The organism is Streptomyces sp. SM11 (assembly GCF_002910905.1).
Classification (GTDB): domain Bacteria; phylum Actinomycetota; class Actinomycetes; order Streptomycetales; family Streptomycetaceae; genus Streptomyces.
The window spans coordinates 1-13,597 of record NZ_NEUE01000125.1 but is presented as its reverse complement, the minus strand read 5'-3'; the positions used below and the strand labels follow the sequence as shown (position 1 = coordinate 13,597).

Here is a 13,597-nt window from a genome sequence, read left to right as displayed (position 1 = left end):
CTTCCCGGGTCAGGGGTCGCAGTGGGTGGGGATGGCTGCGGAGTTGTTGGGGGAGTCGGGGGTTTTCGCGGGGCGGATGGGTGAGTGTGAGCGGGCGCTTTCTCCGTACGTCGACTGGTCGTTGGTGGAGGTGTTGGGTTCGGAGCGGTTGTTGGCGCGGGTTGATGTGGTGCAGCCGGTGTTGTGGGCGGTGATGGTGTCGTTGGCGGAGGTGTGGCGTTCGTTCGGTGTGGCCGTGGATGGTGTGGTGGGTCATTCGCAGGGTGAGGTGGCGGCTGCCTGTGTGGCGGGTGGGTTGAGCCTGGACGACGGGGCGCGTGTGGTGGCGTTGCGTTCCCGTGCGGTGGGGGTGTTGGCGGGGCGCGGCGGTATGGCGTCGGTGCCGTTGCGGGTGGATGTGGTGCGGGAGCGTCTGTCCGGGTGGGGTGGTCGGTTGTCGGTCGCGGCGGTCAACGGCCCGTTGTCGACGGTGGTTTCCGGTGACGCGGACGCCGTCGCGGAGCTGGTGGAGGGGCTTGTCGCCGAAGGGGTGCGGGCCCGTCGTGTCGAGGTGGACTACGCGTCGCACTCCTCGCATGTGGAGGAGATCCGGGAGCAGTTGCTCTTTGACTTGGCCGGGATCACCCCGCGCTCGGGTGCGGTGCCGTTCTTCTCGACGGTGACGGGTGGCTGGCTGGACACGAAGGGCTTGGACGCCGAGTACTGGTACCAGAACCTCCGTCGGACGGTCGAGTTCGAGCAGGCGACGAGAACGCTGCTGGCCGATGGATTCCGGTTCTTTGTCGAGGTCGGCCCGCATCCGGTGCTGGGTGTGGGGGTGGGGGAGTCGGTCGAGGCAGCGGGTGTGGATGCCGCGGTGCTCGGGACGCTCCGGCGTGGTGAGGGCGGCCAGGAGCAGGTGCTGCGTGCGGTGGGCCGTGCCTGGGAGCAGGGGTTGGGGGTCGACTGGTCGGGGGCGTTCCCGGGGGCGCGGCGGGTCGAGTTGCCGACGTATGCCTTCCAGCGCAGCCGCTACTGGCTGACCGCCCCCGCCGCCGTACCGGCCGCCCCCGCCGAGGACCGCTGGGACGAGCTGGAGTCGCAGGACCCCGCCCAGTTCGCGGAAACCCTCGGGGTCGGCCGTGCGGCCCTGGACGAGGTCCTGCCTGCCCTGGCGAGCTGGCGCTCCGCCAGAAGCCGTGAGCGCAAGGCCGAATCCTGGCGCTACCACGTCGCCTGGGCACCCCTGTCGGTCGCACCGGCGGACGGTCTCGCCGGTCGCTGGCTCGCCCTGCGCCCCGAGAGCGACGACGCGGCGGCCGTCCTGGACGCCCTAGGTGAGGCCGGGGCCGACGTTCTCCCGTGTGTCGTCGACGGCCCGGGCACGACCCGCGGACAACTGGCCGCTCTGCTCACGGAGACCGCGGGGGAGCAGCCGATCGCCGGAGTGCTCTCCCTCCTGTCCTGGGAGGAGCGCCCCCACCCCGACCACCCCGACCTGCCCGGTGGTCCGGCGCTGACCCTTGCCCTGGCCCAGGCGCTGGAGGACGCGGGCACCGACGCCCGGCTCTGGACGCTGACGAAGGGAACGGCGGCCCTCGGCGGCGCTGAGCGGCCCGGACGCGTTGGCCAGGCCGCGTCCGCCGCCCTGGGCCGGACGCTGGCACGGGAGCACCCGCATCGCCTGGGCGGTCTGGTCGATCTTCCCGAGGCGCTGGACGTACGGGCGGCCCGCCGTCTGTGCGCGGTGCTCGCGGGAGCCGTGGCCGACGAGGAACAGGTGGCGGTGCGTTCCACCGGGGTCCACGGACGCCGTCTCCGGCCCGCCCCGCCGTCCGTGGTGCCGAAGGCCGGTGAAGGGGGCGCGGCCGGCCGGGCACGTACGCGCCCGCTGTGGAAGGGGACGGTCCTCGTCACCGGTGGAACCGGTGGCGTCGGCTCGCACACAGCGCGCTGGCTCGCGGGCCAGGGCGCGGAGCGGCTGCTGCTGGTCAGCCGGCGCGGTGCCGACGCGCCCGGTACGGACGCACTGCGGGCGGAACTGGCGGCGCTCGGTGCCGAAGTGGCCTTCGCGGCCTGCGATGCCGCCGACCCGGCCGCACTGGCGGCACTGGTCGCCGGCATCCCGGCGCGCTACCCGCTCTCCGCCGTCGTCCACGCGGCGGGCGTCCTTGACGACGGTGTGCTCGACTCGCTGGACCCCGCGCGGCTCGCCGTGGTGCTGCGCGCCAAGCTGACCGCCGCACGCAACCTGCACGAGGCCACCGCGGATCTCGGCCTGTCGGCCTTCGTGGTGTTCTCGTCGGTGATGGGCGTCGTCGGCAACGCCGGGCAGGGCAACTACGCCGCCGCCAACGCCGCCGTGGACGCACTCGTCGCAGCCCGCCGGGCTGCCGGGCTGCCGGGTACGTCCGTGGCCTGGGGAGCCTGGGCCGGGCCCGGCATGCTCGCGGACGAAGTCGCCGCGCGGCTCCGGGACTTCGGCATGCCGGTGATGGAGCCCGAAACGGCCGTCACCGCGATCGGCCGGGCGCTCGCGGAGGACGACGCGCTCGTGGTGGTCGCCGATGTCGACTGGCGGCGCTTCGCCGCGAGCACGGGCCTGCGGTCCGCCGCCCTGCTCGACGGGATACCGGACCCGGCCGCCGAGAGGCCCGCCCCCGGCGCCACCGTACCGCCGGCGGCCCGGGAGGGCGGTGGCTCCGCCGACGCGTTGCGGCAGCGGATCGCCGTACTTCCGCGCCACGAGGACCGGGTCAGGACCCTCACCGAACTGGTACGCGCCCACGCGGCGACGGTCCTGCGCCACCCCGACGCCGACGCGGTCCGGTCCACGAAGGCGTTCTCCGCGCTCGGCTTCGACTCGCTGACGGCGGTCGAACTGCGCAACCGGCTCGCCGCCGCCACCGGACTGGCCCTGCCCGCCGCCGTCCTGTTCGACCATCCGACGCCGTCGGCACTGGCCGACCGGCTGCTCGCGGACCTGGACCCGGGCGGGGACCTCGCCCTGCCCGCCGCGCCGAACGACGCCGCGGGCTCCGCCCGATCCGCCGGTACCGAAGCCGGCCGGGCGGCGGAGCCCGGCAGCGGCGAGCCGATCGCGATCGTCGGCATGGGCTGCCGATTCCCCGGTGGGGTCGCGCGGCCCGAGGACTTCTGGCGCCTGGTCTCGCAGGGCGTCGACGCCGTCGGTGACTGGCCGTCGAACCGGGGCTGGGACACCGAGGGGCTGTACGACCCCGACCCCGACCGCCCCGGCACCACGTACAGCAGGCAGGGCGGCTTCCTCCACGATGTCCCCGATTTCGACGCGGAGTTCTTCGGCATCTCCCCGCGCGAGGCCCTGGCCATGGACCCGCAGCAGCGGCTGCTCCTGGAGACCGCCTGGGAAGCGGTCGAGGGTGCCGGGCAGGACCCGACCGCGCTGAGGGACCGGCAGGTCGGCGTCTACATCGGTACCAACGGCCAGGACTACTCCGCGCTGCTGGAGGGCGCCGAGGGGATCTCCGAGGGGCATCTGCTGACCGGGAACACGGCCAGCGTGCTGTCGGGGCGGCTGTCCTACGTCCTCGGCCTCCAGGGACCCGCGCTCACCGTCGACACCGCGTGCTCCTCGTCGCTGGTGGCGCTGCACCTGGCCGTGCAGGCGCTGCGGCGCGGCGAATGCGAGCAGGCCCTCGCGGGCGGGGTGTCGGTGATGAGCACCCCGCGCCTCTTCCTGGAGTTCAGCCGTCAGCGCGGGCTCGCCGCCGACGGACGGTGCAAGGCGTTCTCGGCGGACGCCGACGGTACGGGCTGGGGCGAAGGCGCCGGAGTGCTGCTGCTGGAGCGCCACAGCGACGCCCTGCGCCACGGCCACCCCGTACTCGCGCTGATCAGCGGCACCGCCGTGAACCAGGACGGCGCCAGCAACGGGCTCACCGCCCCCAACGGCCCGTCCCAGCAGCAGGTCATCCGTGCCGCCCTGGCCGACGCCGCGCTCCGGGCCGACCAGATCGACGCGATCGAGGCCCACGGTACGGGCACGAAGCTCGGTGATCCCATCGAAGCGCAGGCGCTCCAGGCCGTCCACGGACCGGACCGCCCGGCGGACCGCCCGCTGTGGCTCGGCTCGGTGAAGTCGAACATCGGGCACACCCAGGCGGCGGCCGGGGTGGCCGGGGTGATGAAGACGGTGCTGGCCATCCGCCACGGCGAACTGCCGGGAACCCTGCACGCCGGGACGCCCAACCCCCATGTGGACTGGTCCGGCGGCGGCATCCGCCTGCTGACCGCGCGCACCCCGTGGCCGGAGACCGGGAGCCCGCGCAGGGCGGGCGTGTCGTCGTTCGGCATCAGCGGCACCAACGCGCACGTGATCATCGAGCAGGCTCCTGCCATCGCGGCCGTGCCCGCCCTGGACCCGGCCGATGCTCGGGACAGGCCCGGTGCCCCGGGCCATACCGAAGCTCCGGACCTGATCGACGCCCAGGGCCGGACCGATGTCCCGGGCCGTACCGGAGCTTCGGTCCTGGCCGACGCCCAGGACGCGTCCGCCTCGTACACCGTCGCGACAGGCCTCGCTGCGGTCACCCCCACCGCCCGCCGTACCGGCCCGCCCGTCCCGTTGCTGCTCTCGGCCAGGACCCCCGAGGCACTGCGGGCCCAGGCCGGCCGGCTGGTGAGCCGGTTCGATGCCGACCCGGAACTCGAACCGGCGGACGTCGCCTACTCGCTTGCCACGGGACGAGCCTCGCTCGATCACCGGGCCGCCGTCCTGGGGCGGGACCGGGCGGCCGTCCGGCGCGCGCTCACCGCGCTCACGCGCGGCACGTCGGCGGGTCGGCTGCTCACCGGCGGCGCCGTACGCTCCGGCCGGACCGCCTTCCTCTTCCCGGGGCAGGGCAGCCAGCGGGCCGGAGCGGGTGCGGAGCTCTACCGCGACGACCCGGTGTTCGCCGACGCCCTCGACGAGGTGCTGACCGGCCTGGACCCGCACCTCGACCTCCCCCTGCGCGACATCCTGTTCGCCGCACCCGGAACACCCGGTGCGGAGCTGATCGACCGCACCCGGTACACCCAGCCCGCGCTGTTCGCCCTGGAGACGGCGCTGTTCCGGCTCGTACGGCACTGGGGTGTGCGGCCCGACCTGCTGATGGGGCACTCCATCGGTGAACTCGCCGCCGCCCACGCCGCGGGCGTCCTGGATCTGCCCGACGCCTGCGCGCTGGTGGCCGCCAGGGGGCGGCTGATGGACGAACTGCCCGCGGGCGGGGCGATGGTGGCGGTGGAGGCCACCGAGGACGAAGTACGTCAGGCCCTGCTGGACGACCGCACCGGGTACCCCGCCCCCGGTCGGGACACGGACCGGGACGGGGTGGACGTCGCCGCCGTCAACGGGCCCGCCTCGGTGGTCCTGTCCGGTGACGCGGACGCAGTACAGCGCCTGGCCGGGGCGTTCCGCTCCCGGGGGCGGCGGACCCGGCGCCTGAGCGTGAGCCACGCGTTCCACTCCGCCCGGATGGACGGGATGCTCGACGCGTTCCGGGACGTGGCCGAGTCGCTGACGTACCACCCCCCCGGCATCGAGATCGTCTCCAACCTGACCGGGCGTACGGCCACGGCCGCGGAGCTCCGTTCCCCCGACCACTGGGTGCGCCACGTCCGGGGGACCGTGCGCTTCCTGGAAGGGGCCCGTCGGCTGCGGGCCGAGGGCACGACGACGTACGTCGAGATCGGACCGGGCGGCGTGCTGTCCGGCATGCTCCACGGCTGCCTCTCCGACCCCGAAGTCACTCCCGCCCCTGCCCCTGACCCCGGCGACAGCGGGACGGTGCCGCTGCTGCGTGACGGCCGTGCCGAACCGGACGTGGTCCGCACCGCACTCGCCTCGCTCCACCTGCGGGGTGTGGAGGTGGACTGGTCGGTTGGCTGGAGCGGCACCGACGTACGGCGGGTCGACCTGCCCACCTATGCCTTCCAGCGCAGGCGCTTCTGGCCGGAGGCCGCCCCGGACCCGGCCCCTGCCGCCTGGCGCCGCCGGGGTGCCGCGGCTGCCGCCGGACCACGCCGCCACCGCATCGCCTGGGAGCCGCTCACCGTCCCCGAGGCACCCCGCCTCTCCGGCCGCTGGCTGCTCGTCACCCCGGACGGGCCCGGTGCCGAGGACACCGCACTCGCCTGCGAACAGGCCCTCGCCGGTCACGGCGCCGACGTGGTCGTGATCCAGGTCGGGGCCGCCGTCGGACGGGCCGAACTAGCCCTGATGCTGCCGGAGTTCGGAGAACTTGCGGGTGTCCTGTCCCTGCTGGCCCCGGCCGGGGAACCCCACCCCGATCCGCAGACGCCGGACGCCTGCCTGACCGGGACCCTGCTGCTGCTCCAGGCTCTGGGCGACAGCGGCATCGACGCTCCCCTGTGGTGCGCCACCCGTGGAGCGGTGGCGGCCGACGGCACGGAGGAGGTCCGTCCCGGGCAGGCCCAGGTGTGGGGCCTGGGCCGGGTGGCGGCACTGGAGCACCCGCTGCGCTGGGGCGGCCTGGTCGACCTGCCGGACCCCCTGGACGGACCCGCACTGGACGGGCTGTGCGCGGTGCTGGCCGGACGGGACGGCGAGGACCAGGTGGCCGTGCGCGCTCCCGTGCCGCTGGGCCGCCGGCTCGTCCCCGTGCCGGAGCCCGCGGCACCCGCGCCCGTACCGTGGACGCCGCGCGGCACGGTCCTCGTCACCGGCGGCACCGGCGGCCTCGGCGCCCGAGTGGCGCGCTGGCTCGCGGAGCGCGGGGCGGAACACCTCGTCCTCCTCGGCCGACGGGGCCCGGAGGCCCCCGGCGCCGACGAGCTGACCGACGCCCTGGCGGCGCTCGGCGCCCGGAGCACCGTACTGGCCTGCGACGTCGCCGACCGCGCCGCGCTGGAACGGGTCCTGAAGCAACTGCACGACGCGGGCGAGAGCGTACGGGCCGTGGTGCACACCGCCGGACTCACCTCGGACACCCCGCTGATGGACTGCACCCCGGAGGAACTGGCCCGGCTGACGGCGGCCAAGACGCGCGGCGCGGCCCACCTCGACGCCCTGTTCGACGACCGCACCCTGGACGCCTTCGTACTGTTCTCCTCGATCTCGGGCACCTGGGGCAGCGGCGGCCAGGGCGCGTACGCGGCGGCCAACGCCTACCTGGACGGCCTCGCCGCCGCGAGGCGCGGGCGGGGCCTGACGGCCACCTCGGTGGCCTGGGGCCCCTGGGCCGGCCCGGGCATGGCCGCCGGTGCCGTGGGCGAAGGACTGCGCCGCCACGGGCTGGTGCCGATGGCCCCCGAGGCGGCCCTCTCCGCGCTCGGCCTGTCGCTCGCCCTGGACGAAGGCGAAACGGTCGTGGCCGAGGTGGACTGGAACCGCTTCGCGCCCACCTTCGGTTCGGTACGGGACAGCGCGCTGCTGCGCGGCCTGCCGACCACCCCGGAGCCCCGGGCGGCGGACACCGCCACCGGGTCCGGGCCCGGTACGGGCGGCGGACCGCCGTGGCGGCACCGGCTGAGCCGACTGTCCGAGCCCGAGGGCCGCAAGCTGCTGACCGAGCTGGTCCGGAGCGAAGCGGCCACCGTCCTGGGCCACGACTCGGCCGCCGGATTCGCCGCCGACCGTCCGTTCCGTGAGGTCGGCTTCGACTCGCTCACCGCCGTCGAACTCCGCAACCGGCTGGTCACGGCGACCGCCCTGCCGCTCGCGCTGACCTCCGTCTTCGACCACCCGACGGCCGCCGCCCTCGCCGCGCACCTCTTCACCGAGCTGAACGGCACGGAACCGGAAGCCGATGGCACGACCGGTACCAGCGGCACGACCGGCACGGCCGAGGCGGGCTCCGCGGCCGCCGTCGGCGGTGCGGCCGGGCCCGTGGCGGCCGATGAGCCCCTGGCGATCGTCTCGATGGCCTGCCGGTTCCCGGGCGGGGTCCGCTCGCCCGACGGCCTCTGGCGGCTGGTGGCCGACGGAGTGGACGCGGTCACCGAGCTGCCCGACGACCGCGGCTGGTCGCTGGAGACCCTCTACGACCCCGACCCCCTGAACCCGGGCACCTTCTACACCACCGGCGGCGGATTCCTGGAGGGGGCGGCCGAGTTCGACGCGGAGTTCTTCGGCATCTCCCCGCGCGAGGCCCTGGCCATGGACCCGCAGCAGCGACTGCTGCTCGAAACCAGCTGGGAGGCGCTGGAGCGGGCGGGGCTCGATCCCTCGTCGGTACGCGGCAGCGAGGGCGGTGTCTACGTCGGCGTCGCCGCCCAGGGCTACGGCACCGGCCCGCAGAACCCGGCCGACGAGATCGAGGGGCACCTCCTCAGCGGCACGGTCACCAGCGTCGCCTCCGGCCGCATCGCCTACACCCTCGGACTCGGCGGCCCCGCCGTGACCGTGGAGACGGCCTGCTCGTCCTCACTGGTGGCCCTGCACCTGGCCGGCCAGGCACTGCGCGCCGGTGACTGCTCGTTCGCCCTGGTCGGCGGCGCCGCGGTGATGGCGAGCCCGGACGTCTTCGTCGAGTTCAGCCGCCAGCAGGGCCTGTCGCCCGACGGCCGCTGCCGCTCCTTCGCCGAAGGTGCGAACGGTACGGGCTGGGGTGAAGGGGTGGGCGTCCTGCTCGTGGAACGGCTCTCCGACGCGCGCCGCCTCGGCCATCCGGTCCTCGCCCTAGTCCGGGGCACCGCCGTGAACCAGGACGGTGCCAGCAACGGCCTCACCGCCCCGAGCGGAACCGCACAGCAGCGGGTGATCAGGTCCGCGCTGGCCACGGCGGGGCTGTCCGGCGCCGAGATCGACCTGGTCGAGGCGCACGGCACCGGCACGGTGCTCGGTGATCCCATCGAGGCCCAGGCGCTGCTGGCCACATACGGTCAGGACCGGCCCGCCGACCGGCCGTTGTGGCTGGGTTCGCTGAAGTCCAACATCGGGCACACCCAGGCCGCCGCCGGGGTCGCCGGGGTCATCAAGACGGTCCTCGCCCTGCGGCACGGCGTGCTCCCCGGCACCCTGCACGCCCGGGAGGCGTCCAGCCGGGTCGACTGGTCGGCCGGCGCCGTACGGCTGCTCGCGGACGCCCGCCCCTGGGACGCCCCGGACGGTGACCGGCCGCGCCGGGCCGGCGTCTCCGCGTTCGGCATGAGTGGCACCAACGCCCACGCCATCCTGGAGGAAGCACCCGGCGCCGACCGCATCTTGAAGGAGGCACCGGCTGCCGACAGTATCGTGGAGGACGCCCCCGACGCCGACACGGTCCTGAAGGGTGCCCCCGGCGCTGACTCCATCCTGAGGGAAACCCCCGGCGCCGACTGCGTTCTGGAGGAAGGCCCCGGCGCCCCGGCGCCCCACGGCGCGTCCGGTGAACCGTCCGGTGACACCGGGGCCACGGTCCCGTGGCTGCTCTCCGCCATGACCCCTGCGGCCCTGCGCCGACAGGCGCGCCGACTGGGCGAGCACCTGCGGGCCCACCCCGACGGGGGGACCGCCGGACCGGCCCACGCGCTCGCCACCGCCCGCCCCGCCCTGCCCTTCCGGGCAGCCGCCATCGGCCGCGACCGCGACGAGCTCCTCGGCCGGCTGGACGCCCTCGCGGCCGGAGAGCCCGCCCCCGACACCGTACGGGACCGGGCACGCGGCGGCCGTACGGTCTTCGTCTTCCCCGGCCAGGGCTCGCAGTGGGCCGGTATGGCCGTCGCCGCGCTCGACGCCTCCGAGGCGTTCGCCACCGCCATCGCCGCCTGCGATCGGGCGCTCGCCCCGCACACCGACTGGTCCCTGACCGAGGTGCTGCGCGGTGCGCCCGGTGCCCCGGCACTCGACCGTGTGGACGTCGTCCAGCCGGTGCTCTTCGCCGTGATGGTCGCGCTCGCCGCGCGCTGGCGCGACACCGGGATCACCCCGGACGCGGTCGTCGGACACAGCCAGGGCGAGATCGCCGCCGCCTGCGTCGCCGGAGCACTGTCGCTCGACGACGCGTCCCTCGTGGTGGCGCTGCGCAGCAGGGCGCTGCTGAAGCTGGCGGGACGCGGCGGCATGGTGTCTGTCGCCGCCTCCGCCGAGCGGACCACGCGTCTGCTGCCCACGGGTGGAGGTGTGTGCGTGGCCGCGGTGAACGGCCCCGGAGCCGTGGTCGTCGCCGGGGAGCCCCACGAGCTGGCCGCCCTGATCGCGGCCTGCGACCGGGAGGGGATCCGGGCCAAGGCGATCCCGGTGGACTACGCGGCCCACTCGGCCCAGGTCGCCGAGATCGAGGACGAACTGCGCGAAGCCCTCACCGGGATACGCCCCCGCGCCTCGGCCGTCCCGATCCACTCGACGGTGACCGGCGAACCCGTCGCCGGGGAATTGCTCGACGCCGCCTACTGGTACCGCAACCTGCGCGAGCCGGTCGGCTTCGCCGGGGCCACCCGCACCCTGCTGGAGGCGGGTCACACCCTCTTCGTCGAGGTCAGCCCGCACCCGGTGCTGCTCGCCGGGATCGAGGAGGTGGCTGCGGAGGCCGGGCGGGAGGTGTCGGCGGTCGGTACGCTGCGGCGCGGCGACGGCGGCCGGGACCGGCTGCTGGCCTCACTGACCGAAGCATGGGCGGCCGGTGGCGGTCCGGTGGACTGGTCGCCCTGGACGGGGACCGCGGAGCCGGGCGGCCCGTCCCTCCTCCCGCTGCCGACGTACCCCTTCGAACGCGACCGGTACTGGCTGCCCACACCGGGCCGTACGGCCTCCGCCGTGGCCCCGGACACCTCTGGGGTGCCGACCGAGAAGACAGCGGAGGCCACGGGCGCGGTGACAGCGGAGGCGAGAGCCGAGGGCACGGCGAAGGCCGCGCTCGACGACGACCGCACCCCCGCCGTACGACTGGCCGCCCGGCTGGCCCCGCTGGACCGGCAGGCACGCCGGCAGGCGGTCCTCGACCTGGTCATCCGGCACGCGGCGGCCGTCCTCGGCCACTCCGGAGCCGGTCCGGTGCGCCCGGAACGCTCCTTCTCCGAGGTCGGCTTCGACTCGATGCTGGCAGTGCGGTTCAGGAACGCGCTGTGCGAGGCCACCGGGGTGGCCGTCCCGCCGACGGCCGTCTTCGACCACCCGACGCCCGATGAGCTCGCCGCCCACCTGGACGCGGAGCTGTCCGCCGCGCCCGCACCGCCCTCGCCGCTGCTGGACGAACTGGACCGGCTGGCCGCGCTCCTCGCGGCCGTCCCGCCCGGAGCGGCCGGCACCGAAGAAGTGGGCCGACGGCTCGACGAACTGCTGCGCGGCTGGGACCGGCGCGCCGGCACACCGGACGGTGCGGCACCACCGCCCGGGCCGGTGGACGACACCGCCACGGCGACGGCGGACGAGCTGTTCGCCCTGCTTGACAACGACTTCGGCAACGCCTGAGAGAGAGCTGGCACAGATGTCCGACGACAAGAAGCTGCTCGACTACCTCAGGCGCGCCACCGCGGACCTCGGTGACGCCCGGAGGCAGCTCCGCGAGGCCGAACAGGCCCGCCACGAACCCATCGCCGTCGTCTCCATGGCCTGCCGCTACCCCGGCGGTGCCCACACCCCCGAACTCCTGTGGGACCTGGTCTCCCGGGGCGCCGACGCGATCTCCGCCTGGCCGGTCGACCGGGGCTGGGACCTGGAGGGCCTCTACGATCCCGACCCCGAGCGGCCCGGCACCTCCTACACCCGGCACGGCGGATTCCTCCACGACGCGGCCCACTTCGACGCGGAGTTCTTCGGCATCTCGCCGCGCGAGGCCCTGGCGACCGACCCCCAGCAGCGACTGGCACTGGAGACCGCCTGGGAGGCGGTCGAACGGGCCGCGATCGACCCCCGCACGTTACGGCGCACCGGCACGGGCGTCTTCCTCGGAGCGATCGGCAACGGCTACGGCGCGGGCTCGCGCCATCTCCCCGACGTCCAGGGCTTGCTGGACACCGGCACCGCGAGCAGTGTGGTCTCCGGCCGGATCGCCTACACCCTGGGCCTGGAAGGGCCCGCCGTCACCGTGGACACGGCCTGCTCCTCCTCCCTGGTCGCCCTGCACCTGGCGATCAGGGCCCTGCGGGCGGGCGACTGCACGCTGGCCCTGGCGGGCGGGGTGTCCGTGATGGCGACCCCCGACGCGTTCGTGGCGTTCAGCCGACAGCGCGCGCTGTCCGCCGACGGCCGCTGCAAGGCGTTCGGGGCCGACGCGGACGGAACCGGTTGGTCCGAGGGCGTCGGCGTCCTGCTGCTGGAGCGGTTGTCGGACGCCCGCCGCAACGGGCATCCGGTGCTGGCGGTGGTACGGGGTTCGGCCACGAACCAGGACGGTGCGAGCAACGGCCTGACGGCGCCGAGCGGCCCGTCGCAGCAGCGGGTGATCCGCGCGGCACTGGCGGACGCGGGGCTGACGGCGTCCGAGGTGGACGTGGTGGAGGCGCACGGTACCGGCACGGTGCTCGGTGATCCCATCGAGGCCCAGGCGCTGCTGGCCACGTACGGCCAGGACCGGCTCGTCGACCGGCCGTTGTGGCTCGGCTCGTTGAAGTCGAACATCGGCCACACCTCGGCGGCGGCCGGAGTGGGCGGTGTCATCAAGATGGTGCTGGCGATGGAGCACGGCGAACTGCCCAAGACCCTGCACGCGGACCGGCCGACGTCCATGGTGGACTGGTCGTCGGGGGCCGTGGAGGTCCTCTCCGAGGCCCGCGCCTGGGACGACACGGGCCGCCCGCGCCGGGCCGGGGTGTCCGCCTTCGGCGTCAGTGGCACCAACGTCCATCTGATCCTGGAACAGGCCCCGGCGCTCCTGGAGCAGGCCTCGGCGGCCCCGGCGGACGAGGCCGAACATGTGGCCGAACCCGCTGCCGACGGCGACGCGTACCCGCTGCCCTGGGTGCTCTCGGGGCGTACCGAGCAGGCGCTGCGCGACCAGGCGGCCGGGCTGCTGGCCCACCTGAGCGCCGACTCCGGCCCTCTGCGGCCCGCCGCCACCGGCCGCGCCCTCGCCCTCACACGTACCGCCTTCGAACGGCGGGCCGTGGTCGTGGGCACCGATCAGGACCGGCTGATCGACGGCGTGAAAGCCCTGGCCGAGGGCCGCTCGGTGCCGGGGCTGGTGCGGGGTGAGGGGGTGTCGTCGGGTCGTTCGGTGCTGGTCTTCCCGGGTCAGGGGTCGCAGTGGGTGGGGATGGCTGCGGAGTTGTTGGGGGAGTCGGGGGTTTTCGCGGGGCGGATGGGTGAGTGTGAGCGGGCGCTTTCTCCGTACGTCGACTGGTCGTTGGTGGAGGTGTTGGGTTCGGAGCGGTTGTTGGCGCGGGTTGATGTGGTGCAGCCGGTGTTGTGGGCGGTGATGGTGTCGTTGGCGGAGGTGTGGCGTTCGTTCGGTGTGGCCGTGGATGGTGTGGTGGGTCATTCGCAGGGTGAGGTGGCGGCTGCCTGTGTGGCGGGTGGGTTGAGCCTGGACGACGGGGCGCGTGTGGTGGCGTTGCGTTCCCGTGCGGTGGGGGTGTTGGCGGGGCGCGGCGGTATGGCGTCGGTGCCGTTGCGGGTGGATGTGGTGCGGGAGCGTCTGTCCGGGTGGGGTGGTCGGTTGTCGGTCGCGGCGGTCAACGGCCCGTTGTCGACGGTGGTTTCCGGTGACGCGGACGC

2 protein-coding genes are annotated in these 13,597 nt (G+C 74.8%); both read left to right on the top strand.

The genetic code is table 11. The features are described 5' to 3' along the window. On the top strand, positions 1-11,353 hold an 11,353-nt coding region (locus B9S58_RS09330; protein WP_103531648.1), incomplete at its 5' end, for a type I polyketide synthase. Between the two features lie 16 nt (positions 11,354-11,369). Continuing rightward, positions 11,370-13,597: type I polyketide synthase (locus tag B9S58_RS09325; protein ID WP_146063485.1), on the top strand; the 2,228-nt coding region annotated here is incomplete at its 3' end.